The sequence below is a fragment of the Ruegeria sp. CDSA079 genome (assembly GCF_059612245.1).
In genome coordinates this window covers 67,952-86,326 of the sequence record NZ_JBXWQF010000003.1, presented here as the reverse complement: position 1 = coordinate 86,326, position 18,375 = coordinate 67,952, and the positions used below count along the sequence as shown (strand labels likewise).

Annotated in this window: 16 protein-coding genes; 15 read left to right on the top strand and 1 reads right to left on the bottom strand. The window is 57.7% G+C overall.

Annotated features, from left to right (window positions below; translation table 11 throughout):
• Positions 1–54: 54 nt before the first annotated feature.
• From nadA to AC2FJZ_RS04250, 9 genes are all read left to right on the top strand, one after another.
• Entirely contained in the window at positions 55–1,104 is a 1,050-nt protein-coding gene (gene nadA, locus AC2FJZ_RS04290; protein WP_496776184.1) for a quinolinate synthase NadA, read from the top strand.
• A 6-nt stretch (positions 1,105–1,110) separates the two neighbouring features.
• Positions 1,111–2,679 carry an L-aspartate oxidase gene (locus tag AC2FJZ_RS04285; protein WP_496776183.1) on the top strand — a complete coding sequence of 523 codons (1,569 nt, stop codon included), beginning with the start codon at positions 1,111–1,113 and terminating at the stop codon, positions 2,677–2,679.
• Positions 2,676–3,524, top strand: a complete 849-nt coding sequence (gene nadC / locus AC2FJZ_RS04280; protein ID WP_496776182.1) for a carboxylating nicotinate-nucleotide diphosphorylase — start codon at positions 2,676–2,678, stop codon at positions 3,522–3,524. The genes AC2FJZ_RS04285 and nadC overlap by 4 nt, the downstream gene beginning before the upstream one ends.
• Before the next feature lie 114 nt (positions 3,525–3,638).
• A complete protein-coding gene (gene bioB, locus AC2FJZ_RS04275) occupies positions 3,639–4,619 on the top strand; it encodes a biotin synthase BioB (RefSeq protein WP_496776181.1) in 981 nt (326 codons plus the stop codon).
• Positions 4,616–5,749: an 8-amino-7-oxononanoate synthase gene (locus AC2FJZ_RS04270; protein ID WP_496776180.1), complete on the top strand. Its 1,134-nt coding sequence runs from the start codon at positions 4,616–4,618 to the stop codon at positions 5,747–5,749. Before bioB ends, AC2FJZ_RS04270 begins: the two co-directional genes overlap by 4 nt.
• Positions 5,746–6,366 (top strand): dethiobiotin synthase, encoded by a 621-nt coding sequence (gene bioD / locus AC2FJZ_RS04265; RefSeq protein ID WP_496668057.1) that lies wholly within the window; start codon positions 5,746–5,748, stop codon positions 6,364–6,366. The genes AC2FJZ_RS04270 and bioD overlap by 4 nt, the downstream gene beginning before the upstream one ends.
• Complete coding sequence (bioA, locus tag AC2FJZ_RS04260; protein WP_496776179.1) at positions 6,363–7,649, top strand: adenosylmethionine--8-amino-7-oxononanoate transaminase; 1,287 nt, start codon at positions 6,363–6,365, stop codon at positions 7,647–7,649. The genes bioD and bioA overlap by 4 nt, the downstream gene beginning before the upstream one ends.
• On the top strand, positions 7,646–8,266 hold the full coding sequence (locus AC2FJZ_RS04255; RefSeq protein ID WP_496776178.1) for a pimeloyl-ACP methyl esterase BioG family protein: 621 nt from the start codon (positions 7,646–7,648) through the stop codon (positions 8,264–8,266). Before bioA ends, AC2FJZ_RS04255 begins: the two co-directional genes overlap by 4 nt.
• Positions 8,263–9,018 carry a methyltransferase domain-containing protein gene (locus tag AC2FJZ_RS04250; protein ID WP_496776177.1) on the top strand — a complete coding sequence of 252 codons (756 nt, stop codon included), beginning with the start codon at positions 8,263–8,265 and terminating at the stop codon, positions 9,016–9,018. Before AC2FJZ_RS04255 ends, AC2FJZ_RS04250 begins: the two co-directional genes overlap by 4 nt.
• A 4-nt stretch (positions 9,019–9,022) precedes the next feature.
• Here AC2FJZ_RS04250 and AC2FJZ_RS04245 read toward each other — a convergent pair whose 3' ends face one another.
• Positions 9,023–9,796, bottom strand: coding sequence for a DeoR/GlpR family DNA-binding transcription regulator (locus tag AC2FJZ_RS04245; protein ID WP_496668053.1), 774 nt, complete (start codon positions 9,794–9,796; stop codon positions 9,023–9,025).
• A 215-nt stretch (positions 9,797–10,011) separates the two neighbouring features.
• Between AC2FJZ_RS04245 and AC2FJZ_RS04240 the strand changes: the two genes are divergently transcribed.
• The 6 genes from AC2FJZ_RS04240 (at position 10,012) to AC2FJZ_RS04215 (ending at position 18,358) form a co-directional block, all read left to right on the top strand.
• Complete coding sequence (locus AC2FJZ_RS04240; RefSeq protein WP_496776176.1) at positions 10,012–10,947, top strand: ABC transporter substrate-binding protein; 936 nt, start codon at positions 10,012–10,014, stop codon at positions 10,945–10,947.
• Positions 10,948–11,022: 75 nt separating this feature from the next.
• Positions 11,023–12,045, top strand: coding sequence for a quaternary amine ABC transporter ATP-binding protein (locus tag AC2FJZ_RS04235; RefSeq protein ID WP_496776175.1), 1,023 nt, complete (start codon positions 11,023–11,025; stop codon positions 12,043–12,045).
• A complete protein-coding gene (locus tag AC2FJZ_RS04230) occupies positions 12,042–14,033 on the top strand; it encodes an ABC transporter permease (protein WP_496776174.1) in 1,992 nt (663 codons plus the stop codon). Before AC2FJZ_RS04235 ends, AC2FJZ_RS04230 begins: the two co-directional genes overlap by 4 nt.
• A 1-nt stretch (position 14,034) precedes the next feature.
• A complete protein-coding gene (locus tag AC2FJZ_RS04225; protein WP_496776173.1) occupies positions 14,035–14,916 on the top strand; it encodes a phosphotransferase in 882 nt (293 codons plus the stop codon).
• 8 nt (positions 14,917–14,924) lie between these two features.
• The gene (locus AC2FJZ_RS04220; RefSeq protein WP_496776172.1) at positions 14,925–17,369 is read left to right on the top strand and encodes a GcvT family protein; all 2,445 of its coding nucleotides are present in this window, start codon (positions 14,925–14,927) and stop codon (positions 17,367–17,369) included.
• A gap of 191 nt (positions 17,370–17,560) precedes the next feature.
• On the top strand, positions 17,561–18,358 hold the full coding sequence (locus AC2FJZ_RS04215) for an inositol monophosphatase family protein (protein WP_496776171.1): 798 nt from the start codon (positions 17,561–17,563) through the stop codon (positions 18,356–18,358).
• Positions 18,359–18,375 lie beyond the last annotated feature (17 nt).

The window sequence follows — 18,375 nt, the reverse complement described above, 5'->3', positions numbered from 1 at the left end:
AAGCCGTTAAGCAGCCCGCAAGGCTAACGACAACTGACAAAGGTGGCTCGCCCGTTGCTCGATATTACACATGTCCGCTCGGTTATTTCGGACGTCTACGACCTCACCCCATCGGCCACGCTGGCCAATGAGATGAAAGACACGTTTGCCCGCATGGATCGTGTGATCAGCCCCCCGGATTGGGCGATCTACGCGCCCTATGTGCGGGCCATCAACGCGCTCAAGAAAGAGCGTAACGCCGTGATCCTTGGGCACAATTACATGACGCCCGAAATCTATCACGGTGTGTCCGATTTCGTTGGAGACAGTCTGCAACTGGCGATTAAGGCCAGTGAAGTCGAAGAGGATGTGATCGTCCAGGCCGGTGTGCATTTCATGGCTGAGACATCGAAGATCCTGAGCCCGCAAAAGACTGTTTTGATGCCGGATATGGAGGCGGGCTGTTCGCTGGCAGAATCGATCACTGCGGACGGGATTGATGAGATGCGCGCCAAATATCCCGGCGCGCCGGTTGTCACATATGTCAATACAACCGCCGAGGTCAAAGCAGCATCGGATATTTGCTGCACGTCGTCGAACGCGCTTCAGATCGTGAACGCGATGGAAAGCGACACGGTTATCATGACGCCGGATCAGTATCTTGCCCAAAACGTCGCAAACCAAAGCAACAAGAACGTGGTTTTTTGGCCCGGGTCCTGCATCGTGCACGAGCAATATACGGCTCAGGATTTGCGCGATTTCCGTGAATGGAACCCCGGCACGCGGTTGATTGCCCACCCCGAATGTCCACCGGATGTTGTGGCCGAGGCAGATTATTCCGGTTCGACCAGCGGCATCATCAACTATGTGCATAACGAGAAGCCTGAAAAGGCGATGCTGATTACCGAGTGTTCGATGGCGTCGAACATTGCGGATGAGCTGCCCGAGGTCGATTTCGTGGGCCCCTGCAACATGTGCCCGTACATGAAGAAGATCACGCTGGAAAAGATCCTCTACGCTCTGCACACGATGGATGGTCAGGTCGAGGTTGCAGAAGACGTGGCGAAAAAGGCACGTAAATCCGTTCAGGCCATGATCGATCTGTCCCGCAAGCTCGGCATCTGACCTGAAATGACGGACATCACCACGGATCGGGTCATTATCGTTGGGGCCGGAATCGGTGCGCTTTACGCAGCGCTGAAACTGGCGCCGCGGCCTGTGGTGGTGATCTCGCCCGACCCGTTGGGGGAAGGCGCAAGTTCGGTTTGGGCGCAGGGCGGGGTTGCAGCGGCGATGGACCTGGCCGACAGCCCTGAAAGCCATGCTTTGGACACGGTCAATGCAGGAGCAGGCACCGTCGAGCCTGATGTGGCAGACTTGGTCACCCGCGAAGCGCGCGAGTACATCCTTGACCTGACCGAGATCGGCACGCCGTTCGACCGTACCGAAGATGGCGGTTACGTTCTTTCGCGGGAGGCCGCACACAGTTTCGCCCGTGTCGTCCGTGTACAAGGGGATCAGGCAGGCAGCGAGATTATGGCTGCCCTGATCGAGCGCGTGCGTGAGACGCCTTCAGTTCAGGTATTAGAAGGCGTCCTTGCCGTGACTTTGGTCATGGACGAGGGCATTGTGTCAGGGGTTGTGCTGCAAGACGCAACACAGACCGGCACTGCGCCCGTTACATTACATGGACCAGCGGTGTTGCTGGCGGGCGGCGGCTCTGGCGGGCTATACGCGCTGACGACTAACCCAGAGCGAATCCGGGGGCAAGTCATTGGCATGGCTGCACGCGCCGGGGCACTGATTGCTGACGCTGAATTTGTTCAGTTCCATCCAACAGCTATGGACGTGGGCGAGGACCCAGCGCCCTTGGCCACCGAAGCGCTGCGTGGGGAAGGGGCGTTTCTGGTCAACATGCGAGGCGAACAGTTCATGCAGGCCATTCACCCAGACGCCGAACTGGCCCCGCGAGATGTTGTTGCGCGCGCGATCTTTGCTGAAGTGCAGGCGGGCAATCGACCCATGCTGGACACACGCGATGCTTTGGGCACACGGATCCATGAGCTGTTTCCTGCGGTCGCAGCCTCTTGCGCGCGCAACGGCATTGACCCGGCCAACGACCCGATCCCAGTCGCCCCGGCGGCCCATTATCACATGGGCGGGATCGCCACGGATACGGATGGTCGGGCGACTCTGGACGGGTTGTGGGTCTGTGGTGAGGCGTCTTCCACGGGTCTGCACGGGGCCAACCGTCTGGCATCGAATGGGCTGCTCGAAGCGCTGGTCTTTGCCCGCATCTGTGCCGAAAGCATAGCAGGGTCGCTGCCTGCAGGTACAAATGTCAGCGCGATAGACTTGCGGTTTGCTCCGGGAAACGCACCCGATACGGCGCAAGCGGTTCAGGAGTTGCGCAATACCATGACACGTGATGTCGGCGTCGTCCGCGAACGTTCTGGGCTGAGCCGTGCATTGCAAACCATTGCCGAGTTGGAGGCCCGCCACGGCGATTGCCCCTCGTTCAGAAATATGTGCGCGACCGCAACGCTGATTGCCGCCGCTGCCTTGCAGCGCGAAGAAAGCCGCGGGGCGCATGAACGCTCTGACTTCCCGAAAACCGGTGATGGACCCGGCGAGCGGTCCAAGATGTATCTCTCTGAGGCCCTGAGCATTCGGGCCGAAGCCTGCAAGGAACTGACATGACTTTTGCAACCCTGCCAGATCTGATCCTTGAACCTGTGATCCGCGCGGCGCTGATGGAGGATTTAGGAAGTTACGGCGATGTTACCACCCGGACAGTGATCCCGCAGGACACCACGTATACGTCCCGGCTGAACGCGCGCGAAGATGCTGTTGTGTCCGGGATGCAGGTCGCCGAAATCGCATTCCGACTTGTGGACCCTACGCTTGAGGTCGAGGTGCTGGTCAAAGACGGCGCGCGCTGCTGCCGGGGTGAGACGCTGATGACAATCAAGGGATCTGCCGCCTCGATCCTGTCGGGTGAGCGGGTCGCGTTGAACTTTGCCGGTCGCCTGACTGGTATTGCAACGATGACTGCGGCATTTAGCGAGCAGACCAAAGGCACAAGAGCCCGAGTAACCTGCACACGCAAGACCACGCCTGGCCTGCGTATCGTAGAAAAGCAGGCCGTTTTGCATGGCGGTGGGTTCAATCACCGCTATTCCCTGTCCGACGCGATCCTGATCAAGGACAATCACATCGCTGCAGCGGGTGGGGTTCCTCAGGTATTGGAGGCCGCCAAGGCCCAGGCCAGCCACATGATGGCGGTCGAGATTGAAGTCGACCGTCTGGACCAGTTGGCAGAGGTGCTCAAGGTTGGCGGTGCCTCTGTCGTGTTGTTGGACAATATGAACAACGACATGCTGCGCGAAGCTGTTGCAATGGTGGATGGTCAGATGAAAACCGAAGCCAGCGGCAGCGTCACCTTAGAGCGCGTGGCGTCCATCGCCGAAACCGGCGTGGACTATATCTCGTCGGGTGCGCTGACGCATTCCGCGCGTACAGTCGATCTGGGGCTGGACTTCTGAGGGCGCGGCATTTCCGCTTGATTTTGGTTCGTTTGCGTCAACACGGTTGCGCAATTCGGTTTTATCAATAATAAATCCACAGCAACGCAAGCTGCAGGAAGTTTTATAGATAAAATGATCATCCCTCATTCCGGCTGGACCCGAAAGTCTGCGCAAGCTGTTCATGATCTTCCCTTGATGGATCTTCTGTTTCGGGCACAAACCGTGCACCGAGAGAACTTTGATCCCAATAAGGTCCAGACATCGAAACTCCTTTCGATCAAAACCGGTGGCTGTGCCGAGGACTGCGCCTATTGCTCGCAATCGGCCCGCAACGGATCAACACTCCCGGCGTCGAAACTGATCGAGGTTCAGCGCGTTCTGTCTGAGGCCAAGAAGGCCAAGGATGGCGGCGCAACCCGGTTTTGCATGGGGGCCGCATGGCGAGAGCCCAAATCGCGCGACATGCCTGCTCTGGTTGCTATGGTCGAAGGCGTCAAAGCGATGGGCATGGAATCCTGCATGACCCTGGGCATGCTGGACGACACTCAGGTCGTCCAACTGCGCGACGCCGGGCTGGACTATTACAACCACAATATCGATACCTCAGAGCGTTATTATTCCGAAGTGATCACCACCCGTACATTCTCGGATCGGATCGACACAATGAACCGGGTGCAGGAAGCAGGTATAAAGGTGTGCTCGGGTGGCATCCTGGGGATGGGTGAACATACCGGCGACCGTATCGACATGTTGCTGACCCTGGCGAACATGACCCCTCCGCCGGATTCTGTGCCGATCAACATGCTGATGCCGCAGGCGGACACACCGCTGGCCGAAGCAGAACCGATCGATCCCATCGACTTTGTGAGGATCATTGCAACCGCCCGTATTCTGATGCCCAAATCCTATGTCCGCCTGTCTGCCGGGCGCAGCGACATGAGCGACGAGATGCAGGCAATGTGCTTCTTCGCCGGTGCGAACTCGATCTTTGTCGGTGAAACACTTCTGACGGCAGAAAACCCCGAAGAAGACACCGACTCGATCCTGTTTGCCAAGCTCGGGCTTCAGGCTGAAACGGCTGAAGAACATAATCGCACGGAAGCTGCCGAATGAAAGCAGTCGATCGGCTGAACTCCATGCTTGATGCGCTTGAAGCCCGGCACCGTCGCCGGGCTTTGATCCCTGCGCGCGGGCTGGATTTTGCGTCGAACGATTATCTGGGTTTGGCCGGATCAAAACTGTTGCAAGATGCAGCACTGGCGGCCTTGGCGCGCGGTGTGCCGGTTGGTTCGGGGGGCTCGCGCTTGCTGCGCGGCAATCACCCCGAGCATGAGGCACTGGAACAGGAAGCCGCCGCATTCTTCGGGTCTGAAGCCGCGCTTTTCATGGGTGGAGGGTTCCAGGCCAATCAGTCGATCTTTTCAACCTTGCCTGCCGCCGGAGATCTGGTGCTCTATGACGCACTGGTCCATGCCAGCGCCCATGAAGGGATGCGTTCCAGCCGCGCGGATCTGCGCGCCTTCCGCCACAATGACGTTGAAGATGCGAGCAAGGTTTTGGCCGAGTGGCGTGCAACGGGTGGCGCGGGCCAAATCTGGATTGCAGTGGAAAGCGTTTATTCCATGGAAGGCGATCTTGCCCCGCTGGACGACCTTGCGTCCTTGACGCGCGACTCTGACGCCATTCTGGTCGTAGACGAGGCGCACGCCACAGGCGTTTTTGGCGCAAGCGGCAAGGGTCTGGCGCATGATCTGAACACGGATATTCTGACCCTGCACACGTGCGGTAAGGGTCTGGGCGTTTCGGGCGGTTTGATCTGCGGTCCGCGCGTGATGATCGATACGCTGATCAACCGAGCGCGGCCCTTTATCTTCGCAACCGCGCCATCACCCTTGAACGCCGCTCTGGTGCGGGCAGCTCTGCGGGAATTGGCGGCCAACACTCAATTGGTCGCTGCTGCGCATGAACGTCTGTATCATGCTCATCACGTGGCCCGGCAAACAGGACTGCCGGATTCGACCCTGAGCAGCCAAATCATCCCTGTCATTTTGGGGGACGAAGCCCGAACGATGGCGATGGCCTCTGCTTTGCAGCAGCAGGGATTTGACATCCGGGGCATTCGACCGCCCACCGTTCCCAAGGGAACATCCCGCTTACGCGTCTCGATCACCGGGAATGTCAGCCTTCAGGACATTTCGGCCTTGTTTGCAACCATCGCCAGCCATCAATCGGAGGCCGCATGAGCGCGCTTATCGTTGTCGGAACGGACACGGGCGTCGGAAAAACCGTTTTTTCCGCTGGCCTGACCGCAGCTTTGAATGCCCGGTATTGGAAGCCCGTTCAGTCGGGTCTGGAGGATGCGACAGACACCGAAACCGTCCGTATCTTGTCCGGTGCGGACGTTTTGCCCGAGGCGTATCGCCTGAACATGCCTGCCTCACCCCATCTGTCTGCGGAAGACATGGGCGTTGAAATTGATCTGTCGCGACTTGTTTTGCCCCAAGTTGACGGGCCGCTGGTCGTTGAGGGGGCAGGGGGCCTGATGGTGCCGCTGAACCGCCAAAGCTATTACCTGGACCTAATCGCCCAATGGCAGGCCCCGGTTGTACTGGTCGCTCGCACGGCGCTTGGAACGATCAACCACACCACATTGTCTCTGATGGCCCTGCGCGGCGCGGGATGTGAGGTCGTGGGTGTTGCCTTTGTCGGTGAGCCAGAGCCGGATGTCGAGCAAACCATCGTTGAGATGAGCAATACCCGTCACCTTGGACGGCTTCCTGTTCTAAACGAACTGACACAGCAGACCCTGAAAGATGCCTTTTCAGAAATAGATATGGCCACCATTCGGAGGTTCCTGTGACCCCGCTGGAGTTTGACGCCCGCCACCTGTGGCACCCCTATACCAACGTGGCCAATCCCGGCGCGATGCACCTGATCGACCGGGCCGAAGGCGTCTTTCTGTACCGGGAAGACGGCGCGAAGATGATCGATGCCATGTCCTCATGGTGGTGTGCAATCCATGGCCACAAACATCCCGCAATCACATCCGCGATGCAGGACCAGCTGGAAAAGATGCCTCATGTGATGTTCGGGGGGCTGACACATCACCCGGCCATAAATCTGGGACGCAGGATGGTCGACATGCTGCCCGAAGGTTTGGATCGCATTTTCTACTGCGACAGTGGCTCGGTCTCAGTCGAGGTGTCGATGAAGATGGCGGTGCAGTACCAAATGGCCCATGGCCGCACCGACAAGTTCGAGTTTGCCACCATTCGGGGCGGCTATCACGGCGACACATGGAAGGCGATGAGCGTCTGCGACCCAGTCACGGGTATGCACGGACTGTTCCGTGGGGCCTTGTCGATCCAGCACTTCCTGCCGCGCCCCCAAGTGCGGTTGGGTGACGAATGGCCTGCAGATTCGGGCCAGAACGGGTTGGAGCCGCTGGAACGGCTGCTTGCCGAAAAGGGCGACCAACTTGCGGCCTTGATCCTTGAGCCCGTGGTTCAGGGCACAGGTGGCATGTATTTCTATCACCCTCAATGGCTGCGCGCGGCGCGAGCGTTGTGTGATGCGCATAATGTGCTGATCATTTTCGACGAAATCGCCACCGGGTTTGGTCGAACTGGCAAGCTGTTTGCAATCGATCATGCTGACGTCACGCCAGATATTCTGTGTTTGGGTAAGGCTCTGACCGGGGGGCACATCTCGTTCGCTGCAACCGTAACCAGCGAGCGGGTGGCTTATGGCATCGGCAACAGTGCGGCGGGTGTGTTCATGCACGGCCCGACTTATATGGCCAACCCTCTGGCCTGTGTCGCGGGTTCAGCAAGCCTGAGCTTGCTGGCCGAGGGAAATTGGAAGCGCCAGGTGGCTGCCATTGAAAACCAGATGCGGACAGAGCTGGAGCCAGCCCGCGGTTTGCCTGGCGTGGCGGATGTCCGGGTCCTTGGTGCCATTGGCGTTATTGAAATGAAGGATACTGTTGATCCTTCTGTCGCCCATCGGCTGGCGCCAAAGACCGGAGTGTGGTTGCGCCCCTTTGCACGCAACATTTATTGTATGCCCCCTTACATCATCTCACCTGACGAGCTCAGCCAGGTTACAAGCGCGATGGTCGCGCTGGCCGGGGGGCAGGAATGAGACACAGGTGGCTGGCGCAATCAGACGATGGCAAGCTGACCCTTGTATTCGGGGGTTGGGCGCTGGGTGCTGCACCGTTTCAGGACCTGACCGGTGGTGGGTCTGTCCTGCTTGTTGATGACTTTACTCAGCTTGATGATCCTTTGCCCGAGCTGGGGCGGTTCGACTACGTCGACATGCTCGCGTTTTCCTTCGGTGTCGCATCTGCTGCGCATTGGCTGGCCCATACACAGTTTCGCCCCGATCGGCTGGTTGCCGTCAGCGGCACCCTGCATCCGGCGTGTCCGGACCGGGGCATTGCACCCGATACGATTCGGAGCACGGCGGATCAACTGACGACCTCCAGCTTTGCCAAGTTCTGCAGCCGCGCAGGGTTGCCCGTTGAACCACCAGATCTGGACGTCGCAGCGGCGCAAAAAGAGCTTCATGCGGTGATCCAGCGCGGGTCGGCCCCGGACCCGTACTTTGACTTGGTGTGGATACCCGAGCGGGACCGTATCATTCCAACGAAGGCGCAAGAGGCTGCCTGGGCGGTGACCTCGGCCTCGATCAAGCGTGTTACAGGGCCCCATGTACCCTTCAGGTCAGGGCAAAACTGGGCGGAGTGGCTGTCATGACGGCGCAATTGGCAGATAAGGTCCAGCGCAGCTTTAGCAGAAGCTTTGACACCTATCACGACACAGCCAGCCAACAGGCGTGGGTTGCCGATAAACTGGTTTCTGAACTGCGCCGTGTGGGTGCACCGGGCCAGTTTCACACAACGTTTGAAATGGGGTGTGGCACAGGGCATCTCACCCGAATGCTGCGGCAAAATTTCGACCTGCCCGACCTCATTCTAAACGACATCGCACCGCAAGCTCAAGCAACGGCAGATGCCGAAGCCGTCGCATTTATCGCAGGCGATGTGCGCACGGTCCAATGGCCCGATCAGATTGATCTGATCGCTTCAGCCTCGATGATCCAATGGATGGAAGACCCGACCGGTTTGTTGCAGCAAGCGATCGATGCGCTGGCCCCGGGTGGTTGGCTGGCCATATCAGGATTTGGGCCCCAGCAATACAAAGAACTGTTAAGCATCGGATCAACAGCTCACGCGCCGGGCCTTTGCGGGGCAGACAATCTTGTCGCGGCCATTGAAGGGCCAATGCGGGTTCTGGCCGCTGGGGAACGCATCCGGCCATCATATTTCGAAACACCGCGGGACGTTTTGAAATACCTGCGCAGAACCGGTGTAAACGGGCGCGCGCAGGGGGCATGGACCAAGTCGACTCTGGCCCGGTTCGAAGAAGACTATGTGCAAAACTTTGGAACAGCCAACGGGGTGTCTTTAACCTATCACCCAGTTTGGATCATTGCCCAAAAACAATAAGCGCCTATTCGGCGACGACGAGATCGATTTCGTTTGCCAACAGCATCTGGCGAATATCTTCTGACGGTTGGGTATCCGTGAAGAACAGATTGATCTGTCTGGCTGAGTCCAGAGTGACCGGTGCCCGCTTACCCAGCTTTTCCCCGTCAGCTACCACGATGCGAACCTGCGCATTCTGAGCAGCGATATGCGCCAGATTGGCTTCTTGCAGGTCATGCAGCATAAAGCCGGACTCGGCATTGACTGCCCCAACCGACAGAACTGCGAACCGGACGTTCAGGCGTTTGATAAGGTCTTGCGCTTCAACACCAAACGCGCCGCCGTCATGAGAACGCAGCTCACCGCCTGCCATGAACACCCTGTTGTTGTTCCGGGATGCCAAAGTCTGAGCAACAAAAACCGAATTTGTCACTACAAATAATTTGCTATGATCACACAGCGCCTGAGCCACATAGGCAGTGGTCGAACCAACATCCAGAAAGACCGAGTCCCCGTCGCTGATGACTTCGGCCACTGCTTTGGCCAGTTTCTCTTTTGCGTCGACTTTCTTGTCCAGGCGGCTTTCCAGTGAAGGCTCCAGGATGTCCTCCAAAAGGTGGACACCCCCATGTACTTTTCGAACAATACCGCGCTCTTCTAGATTGCGCACATTGCGCCGAATGGTTTCAAGGGTCACGCCCAACTCATTCGCCAGAACGCTCACGCGACAGGATCCACCCGCGCGAAACAGCGCACGCAGGATCTCTTCTTCTCGTTGGTTGGTGGTCTTAAGGTTCATGTTTTCCGCTCTGACAAACCCGTCATACGGGAGGTTCAGAGATACCACAACACCCACATAAAGCAACATTCAGCCAATTTTAACCCCGGAAAATGTACTTTTCCTTAAATTTATGTGGCTTTACTTGGTTTTTATTGACACAAAACCCCACAGTGTGATGGTCTGTAGCCAGTACCACCGATTCATCAAAAAAATCACGACAGGGAGAAGGTGTTATGAAATGCAAACTGGGACTAACGGCATTTGCACTTGCAGCTGCCACGTCAGCTTGGGCTGTGGAGTCGACTGACCCTATCAAGCTTACGCTGCACGACTGGTCGGGTCAGTTGATCAATACCAAGATCATGGGTTCGATCCTTGAAGAAGCCGGCTACAATGTCGAATACGTGCAGGCCGACTACATCGCCCAATTCGCAGGACTGAAAACGGGTGACCTGCATCTGGCGATGGAAATCTGGGAAACCACCGGGCGGGAAGCCTTGGATGAGGCGACGGCATCTGGAAATGTTGTCAACGTCGGGGAAACCGGTCTGATGGCGATCGAAGAGTGGTGGTATCCCAGCTACATGAAAGAGCGTTGCCCGGGGCTGCCAAACTGGGAAGCTCTGCGCGATTGCGCCGAAGAATTCTCAACCGCTGAAACCGCACCCAACGGGCGTTACGTCGGCGGGCCGGTTACTTGGGGCGGCTTCGATGAAGAGCGTGTCGAAGCACTGGAACTGGATTTCGAGGTGGTACATGCGGGTACTGACGCAGCCTTGTTTGCCGAGCTTGAGTCAGCTTATCAGCGGCAGGACCCAATTATTCTATGGGTTTACGTCCCACATTGGGCGCCGGCCAAATACGATGGCCAATTTGTTGAATTCCCGCCGTTTTCCGCGGAATGCTACAGCGACCCATCCGTCGGCGTGAACCCCAACATGGCTTATGATTGCGGCAAACCACGTGGGCCTATCTGGAAAGCCGCCTGGTCCGGCCTGCAGGAAAAATGGCCCGGTGCCTATGACATCATCGAAGCCTACAACATCAACAATGACGAAATGAGCGCCATGGTCGGCAAGGCCGATCTGGAGGGCGTGGAAATTGACAGTGTCGTCGCAGAGTGGATGGAGACCAACAAAGACCGCTGGTCGGGCTGGATCTCAGAATAACCCACTGGCCAGAGCGGGCCATTTGCTCTCTCGGACCGCTCTGGCCCTTTTGCGTTAAATTACCGGACCACACTGATGCCCCCCAAGACAAAACTGGCCTGCCGCAACGTCTGGAAGCTTTACGGCGCGAATACGGATCGGCTGTTGCAAAAAACCTCTGATCCAACTGTCGAAGACCTAAGTAGCGCAGGCGTGATCGGTGCTGTGCGCAACGCCAATATCGAAATTGCCGAAGGTGAGATCTTTGTGATCATGGGCCTTTCCGGTTCCGGAAAATCCACTCTGGTCCGGTGCCTGTCACGGTTGATCGAACCTACCGGAGGAGAGGTTTTGTTCGATGGCAGCGACCTGCTGCGCGCTACCGAAAAAGAGTTGATCGAAATTCGTCGCCACAAGATGGGCATGGTGTTCCAGCATTTTGCGTTGCTGCCGCATTTGACCGTCTTGCAAAACGTTATGTTCCCGCTGACTATTCAGGCCGTACCCAAAGCCGAAGCTGATGCCAAAGCGCGTGAAGTGGTGGAACTGGTTGGGCTGAAAGGTCGCGAGGATTACTATCCCCGTGAACTCTCGGGAGGGCAACAGCAACGTGTGGGCATTGCCCGGTCGCTGGTGACAGAGCCTGACATATGGTTTCTGGACGAACCGTTTTCTGCCCTGGACCCTTTGATCCGGCGAGAGATGCAGGACGAATTCCTGCGTCTTCAGGAGCGACTGCACAAGACCATTGTCTTCATTACGCATGACTTTGAAGAAGCTGTCCGTCTGGCCGACCGCATCGCCATCATGAAGGATGGCGAGGTGATCCAGATCGCCACTCCCGAAGAGCTGGTGATGAACCCGGCTACCGATTACGTCACTGAGTTCACAAAACATATTCCCCGCTCGAAGGTTCTGACCGTCAGCGGCGTCATGTCCCCTGGCGCTGATGGAGAAGGAGAGCCCATCCTTCAGTCCACTCGCGTATCGGACGTAGCCGAACGTATCATCGCCGCTGACGCGCCGATCCCTGTGGTTGATACCGAGGGGCAGCCTGTAGGCGCGATTGACCGCAAAGCCGTTGCGCGTGTGCTGTTTGGGGAAGGGGACACGGCATGATTCGGCTGAACAGAACTCAGGCCATCGCTCTGGCCCTTGTTCTGATCACGATCGTACTTGGGTACTATGGCCGCGATCTGGGCAAGGCGCTGGATGCACGTTGGCTGACCAAGTTCCCTTCGGCCTGGGTTATCCCGTTCAAGACCTATGTCTCCTCGGCGATGAAATGGCTGATCGAGGATGCTGCCATTGGGCCGGTCTCGTTCACGGACCTCACCCGCGCTGTGGCGTGGACGATCGAACAACCTTATAATCTGGTGCTGGCCCTGTTGGCGGATGGGTTTGTCAGCGGTCAGGGCAGCGATGCACAGGTCATCCTGCCTGCAATCAGCTGGATCGTCGTGATCACCGCCGTCGTTGCCTTGGGTCAGTATTGTCGCGATTGGGCGCTGGCCGCGCTGGTCGGGGCCTGTTTCATATATCTGGCGGTTTTCGGGCAATGGGACAGCGCGATGGTGACGCTGGCCTCGGTCCTGATTGCGGTGCCTATTGGCGCGGGCGGAGGGCTGCTGTTGGGCATCCTCGCCTATCGCCATCCGTTGTTCGAGAAAATCATCTCGCCCATTCTGGACCTGATGCAGACGATCCCGATATTTGCCTATCTGGTGCCAATCCTGTTCATGTTCGGCTTTGGCCCGATCTCGGCCCTGGTTGCCACGATCATCTATGCCACGCCGCCCATGGTACGAATTACCACGCTGGCGCTGAAAGGCGTGGATCCCGAGATCCTCGATTTCGGACGCATGGCGGGTACAACTCAGCGTCAGTTGATGTGGCGCGTGCTGGTGCCATCAGCCAGCCATAGCCTGATGGTAGGCGTCAATCAGGTGATCATGCTAACGCTGAACATGGTTATCATCGCCTCGATGATCGGGGCCGGAGGGCTGGGCTTTGATGTCCTCGCCGCGCTGCGCCGTCTGGACATTGGTGCGGGGTTTGAGGCCGGGATCGCCATTGTGGTTCTGGCCATTGCAGTCGACCGGCTGAGCCAGGCCTTTGCCGAACGGATGGGTCAGGTACATCACGACCAACCGGGCTCGTGGGTCGCGCGCCATCGCCGGACGGTTCTGGTACTGATCCTTTTGGTTGTGACATGGGTGCTGGGGCAGTTCTCTCCGCTATTGCTCGAATATCCTGAGAACCAGACCATCACCACGGGCGCGTTCTGGGACAACACGGTCGAGTATCTGAACGTCAATTACTTCGATGTGTTCGAGGCAATCAAAGTTTTCTTCCTCACGTGGTTCATGATCCCGATCAAGACGGTTCTGTTGGGCATTCCGTGGCCTTGGGCCATTGCGATGCTGACCTTGTTGGGTTGGCACGCGGGCGGATGGCGACTGGCGCTGCTGTGTGGCGGTATGGCCTCATTGATCCTGGTATCGGGCCTGTGGTCCAAAGCGATGGTCACAGTCTATTTGTGCGGGGCTTCGGTGATCCTTGCCACGCTGATCGGGGTGCCTCTGGGCGTGCTGGCCGCGTTGAACAAGCGCGTCGGAGCAGTCATCAACCTGCTGATCGACACGCTGCAAACACTGCCCAGCTTTGTCTATCTGATCCCTGTGGTGATGCTGTTCCGGGTCGGAGACTTCACCGCCCTGATCGCCATCGTCCTATACGCGCTGGCTCCGGCAGTGCGCTATGCGGCCCACGGAGTGCGATCGGTCAATGAGGAACTGATCGAGGCCGGCCTGGTTTCAGGCTGCACCCGGAGGCAGCTGTTGCGTCATATCCGGCTGCCGATGGCGCTGCCGGAAATCCTGCTGGGTATCAACCAGACCATTATGCTGGCCCTTTCGATGCTGGTGATCACCGCCCTCGTCGGAACCCGTGATCTGGGCCAGGAGGTCTATATCGCCCTAACCAAGGCCGACACGGGCAGAGGGCTGGTGGCCGGTCTGGCCATCGCCTTCATCGCCATCATCGCCGACCGCCTGATCAATGCCAGCGCGCGTCAAGCCCGCATCCGCTTTGGACTGGAGAGTTAACATGAGCCAATCCGATCTGATCAGCCGCATCCGTAATCTGCCGATCTGGCAGGGCGAGATTACGGCGGAACCCCTGACCGGCGGCATTACCAATGTGAACTATAAGGTAACGGACAATAGCGGATCGTATGTCGTACGGGTCGGCGACGATATTCCTTTGCATCAGGTCATGCGGTTCAATGAACTTTCTGCCAACAAGGCCGCACATACTGCCGGGTTGTCCCCGGCGGTGGTCCATGCCTCGGGCGGTCTGACCGTTTTGGAGTTCATCGAAAGCCGCACCCTGACAGAGGAGGATGTGCGCCACTCGGACATGCTGCCCCGCGTGTTGGAACTGATGAAGACGTGCCATACCGAAGTGCCCAAGCACCTGCGCGGCCCGTCGCTTGTGTTCTGGGTGTTCCACGTCATCCGCGACTATGCCGCCACTTTGACCGAACGCGGCAGCACCCATGCGGGCCTGATCCCGGAATTGGTTCAAACAGGCAACATGCTCGAAGCCGAGGCTGGACCCTATGACATAGTGTTCGGCCATAATGACCTGCTCTGCGGCAACTTTCTGGATGATGGCAACCGCCTGTGGCTCATCGATTTTGACTATGCCGGGTTCAATTCACCGCTGTTCGATCTGGGTGGGCTGGCCTCGAACAATGGCCTGACACCGGGACAGGAAGATTGGGTGCTTGAGACTTACTTTGAAGCCCCTGTCACCGACGACCTGCGCCATCGCTATACGGCGATGAAATGCGCCTCGCTGCTGCGCGAAACCATGTGGAGCATGGTGTCCGAGATCACCTCGGACATCGATTTCGACTACGCAGCCTATACAGCCGAAAACTTCGCGCGGTTCCGCGCGGCCCTTACCGAGTTCAAAAATACCTGAGGACAGACATGACCGACCTTCCGAAAACAGCCAAAGCCGTCATTATCGGCGGCGGGATTATCGGCTGCTCAACCGCTTATCATCTGGCCAAGCTGGGTTGGACCGATACCGTGCTGCTGGAGCGTAAAAAACTGACCTCGGGCACGACCTTCCATGCCGCGGGTTTGGTGGGGCAGTTGCGTTCGAACGCCAATATCACGCAATTGCTGGGTTATTCGGTCGATCTGTATAACAAGATCGAAGAGGAAACGGGCCTTGGCACCGGTTGGAAGATGAATGGCGGGTTGCGTTTGGCCTGTAACGAGGAACGCTGGACCGAGGTGAAACGGCAAGCCACAACTGCGCATTCCTTTGGTCTGGACATGCAATTGCTGACGCCGTCCGAGGCGCAGGAGCTGTGGCCGTTGATGGATGTGTCAGACGTTATCGGGGCGGCCTATCTGCCAACGGATGGTCAGGCCAACCCATCGGACATCACGCAGGCGTTGGCCAAAGGCGCGCGCATGGCTGGGGCTCGGATATTCGAGGATACCAAAGTCACCGATATCGAGATCGAAAACGGCAAAATCCGCGCGGTCATCACCGAACATGGCCGGATCGAATGCGAAAAGGTGATCTGTTGCGCCGGTCAGTGGACCCGTACCTTTGCTGGTCGCTATGGCGTGAACGTGCCGCTGGTGCCTATGGAACATCAGTATATGGTCACTGAACCGTTTGACGTGCCCTCCAACCTGCCAACCCTGCGCGATCCGGATCGCCTGACGTATTACAAGGAAGAAGTTGGCGGGCTGGTCATGGGCGGCTATGAATCGAACCCGATTCCATGGGCCACGAAGGGCATTCCGCAGGGCTTCCACTACACGCTTCTGGATAGCAATTTTGACCATTTTGAACAGTTGATGGAACTGGCACTGGGTCGTGTTCCCGCGCTGGAGAATGCAGGTGTGAAAACCCTGACCAATGGGCCAGAGAGCTTTACGCCGGATGGCAACTTCATCATCGGTGAAGCGCCCGAGTTGAGCAATTTCTTTGTCGGCGCGGGCTTCAACGCATTCGGCATCGCCGCTGGTGGCGGTGCGGGCATGGCGCTGGCCGAATGGGTACATAAGGGAGAACCTCCGTTTGACCTGTGGTCCGCCGACATCCGCCGCTTTGGCCGCCCGCATTTCGACACCGATTGGGTGCGTACCCGCACGGTCGAGGCTTATGGCAAGCATTACACGATGGGTTGGCCGTATGAGGAGCATGACTCCGGTCGTCCCTGCCGCAAGTCGCCGCTCTACAACACGCTGAAATCGCAAGGCGCGTGCTTTGGTGAGAAGCTGGGTTGGGAACGCCCGAACTGGTACGCGGATGCCTCGCTGGGTGAGACGCCCAAGGACGAGTACAGCTTTGGTCGTCAGAACTGGTTCAACGCCGTGGGTCGTGAGCACAAAGCGGCGCGTGAAGTGGCCGCGCTGTTCGACCAGACGTCCTTTGCCAAATTTGCGCTGAAGGGTCCGGATGCGCTGGCTGCGATGAACTGGATCTGTGCCAATGACGTGGACAAACCGGTCGGAGCGCTGGTCTATACCCAGATGCTGAACGACAAGGGCGGGATCGAATGTGATCTGACAGTCGGTCGTGTGGCGCATGACGAGTTCTACATCGTCACCGGCACCGGTTTTGCCACCCATGATTTCGACTGGATCAGCCGCAATATTCCTAAGGGTTTGAACTGTCAGTTGTTCGATATCACCTCGTCCAACGCAGTGTTGTCGCTGATGGGGCCAAAAGCGCGGGACATTCTTGCAGCTGTGACACGCGATGACGTGTCCAATGACGGGTTCAATTTCGGTACGATCCGCACCATCGGTATCGCCGGGTGTCCGGTCAAGGCACTGCGCGTGACCTATGTAGGCGAGCTTGGTTGGGAGCTTCACTTGCCGGTCGAATACGCGCAGACCGTCTATTCGGTGCTGATGGAGGCAGGCAAGACACATGGCTTGGTCAACGCAGGTTACCGTGCCATTGAATCGCTTCGGCTTGAGAAAGGTTATCGCGCTTGGGGTTCTGATATCGGGCCGGATCATACGCCCTTCGAAAGCGGGTTGGGTTGGGCCGTGAAGTTGCGCAAGGATGTGGAATTCAAAGGCCGCGCCGCGTGTGAGAAGCAAAAGGCCGAGGGCGTCAAGAAGATGCTGGCCTGTTTCACAGTTGACCCGGACATTGTCTTGCTGGGGCGGGAAACAATCTATCGGAACGGCAAACGCGTTGGTTGGCTGACCTCTGGTGGGTATGGCTATACAATCGGGAAATCCATCGGGTACGGCTATATCCGCAACCCTGATGGGGTTGATGCGGAATATGTCACTTCGGGAGAGTACGAATTGGACGTCGCCACTCGGCGGGTGCCATGCCAGGCGACGTTGCTGCCGCTTTACGATCCAAGGATGGAGCGTATTAAGATCTGAGACGAAAAAGCTGCCGCGATACCGACGTTCAACGCCGGAGTTTTTTCATGCCATACACGGTGTTTTTCTGCTGGTGGGAAAATGGTTTGATGAATGTCATAGAATGATGCACCGACTGCTACAAACGGCGGGATCCAGTCGCTGCGTGCCCGCACCTTTATTGAAAAAACCTGTCATCTGTGACCCCGCGGATGACCCCTTTCGAAAGGGTCGAAATGGTCGACACTCATACGCTTAAGGAACACGCCGTTCAGATGGCGAATATCGCATCCACGACCGGGATGCGGTTTTTCCGTGGGTCTCTGGGCGTTGAATTCAAACTGGATGAAAGCCCCGTGACGCAAGCCGACAAAGCGGTGGAAGCTGAGGTTCGGGCCTACCTGAAGCGACATTTCCCCGCGCATGGAATCTTCGGTGAAGAACATGGGAAACAAGCCGGTGATGGCCGGCACATGTGGGTCATCGACCCGATCGACGGAACCAGGTCGTTTCTGTCCGGTCATCCTCTGTTCGGGTTCCTTTTGGCATATCTGGTTGAGGGGCAGCCTCAGTTGGGATTGGTCGGAATGCCTGCTTTGAATGAGGTGTATGTGGGGGGCGTGGGGGAGGCGGCCACACTGAACGGCAAACCCATTCGGGCTTCGCAGCAAAAGCGTTTGGAACAGTCGATCCTCTACGTGAACGAAGGCGACAAGATCCATCGCGATTATCCGGACCTGTTCACCCGCTTGATGCAGGCCGGGCAGACACGTCGGTTTGCATATGACTGTTACCCACACGCGCTGCTGGCTGCGGGGCATGTGGACGCTGTAGTGGATTATGATTTACAACCTTACGACTATTTGGCGGTCGCACCACTTGTCACAGCAGCTGGTGGCGTAATTACCGATTGGCAGGGCAGAACTTTGACGCTTGAGTCAGATGGCGCGGTCGTGTCTGCGGCGACCCCGGAATTACATGCTGACCTTCTGGAGTTGATCAACGGATAGTCTGATGAACAAAGGCC

Bases quoted from the DNA above. Each gene is read 5' to 3' on its own strand.
- AC2FJZ_RS04285 (WP_496776183.1), top strand. From the start codon at position 1,111: ATGACGGACATCACCACGGATCGGGTCATTATCGTTGGGGCCGGAATC.
- nadC (WP_496776182.1), top strand. From the start codon at position 2,676: ATGACTTTTGCAACCCTGCCAGATCTGATCCTTGAACCTGTGATCCGC.
- bioB (WP_496776181.1), top strand. From the start codon at position 3,639: ATGATCATCCCTCATTCCGGCTGGACCCGAAAGTCTGCGCAAGCTGTT.
- AC2FJZ_RS04270 (WP_496776180.1), top strand. From the start codon at position 4,616: ATGAAAGCAGTCGATCGGCTGAACTCCATGCTTGATGCGCTTGAAGCC.
- bioD (WP_496668057.1), top strand. From the start codon at position 5,746: ATGAGCGCGCTTATCGTTGTCGGAACGGACACGGGCGTCGGAAAAACC.
- AC2FJZ_RS04255 (WP_496776178.1), top strand. From the start codon at position 7,646: ATGAGACACAGGTGGCTGGCGCAATCAGACGATGGCAAGCTGACCCTT.
- AC2FJZ_RS04250 (WP_496776177.1), top strand. From the start codon at position 8,263: ATGACGGCGCAATTGGCAGATAAGGTCCAGCGCAGCTTTAGCAGAAGC.
- AC2FJZ_RS04245 (WP_496668053.1), bottom strand. From the start codon at position 9,796: ATGAACCTTAAGACCACCAACCAACGAGAAGAAGAGATCCTGCGTGCG.
- AC2FJZ_RS04240 (WP_496776176.1), top strand. From the start codon at position 10,012: ATGAAATGCAAACTGGGACTAACGGCATTTGCACTTGCAGCTGCCACG.
- AC2FJZ_RS04235 (WP_496776175.1), top strand. From the start codon at position 11,023: ATGCCCCCCAAGACAAAACTGGCCTGCCGCAACGTCTGGAAGCTTTAC.
- AC2FJZ_RS04230 (WP_496776174.1), top strand. From the start codon at position 12,042: ATGATTCGGCTGAACAGAACTCAGGCCATCGCTCTGGCCCTTGTTCTG.
- AC2FJZ_RS04225 (WP_496776173.1), top strand. From the start codon at position 14,035: ATGAGCCAATCCGATCTGATCAGCCGCATCCGTAATCTGCCGATCTGG.
- AC2FJZ_RS04220 (WP_496776172.1), top strand. From the start codon at position 14,925: ATGACCGACCTTCCGAAAACAGCCAAAGCCGTCATTATCGGCGGCGGG.
- AC2FJZ_RS04215 (WP_496776171.1), top strand. From the start codon at position 17,561: ATGACCCCTTTCGAAAGGGTCGAAATGGTCGACACTCATACGCTTAAG.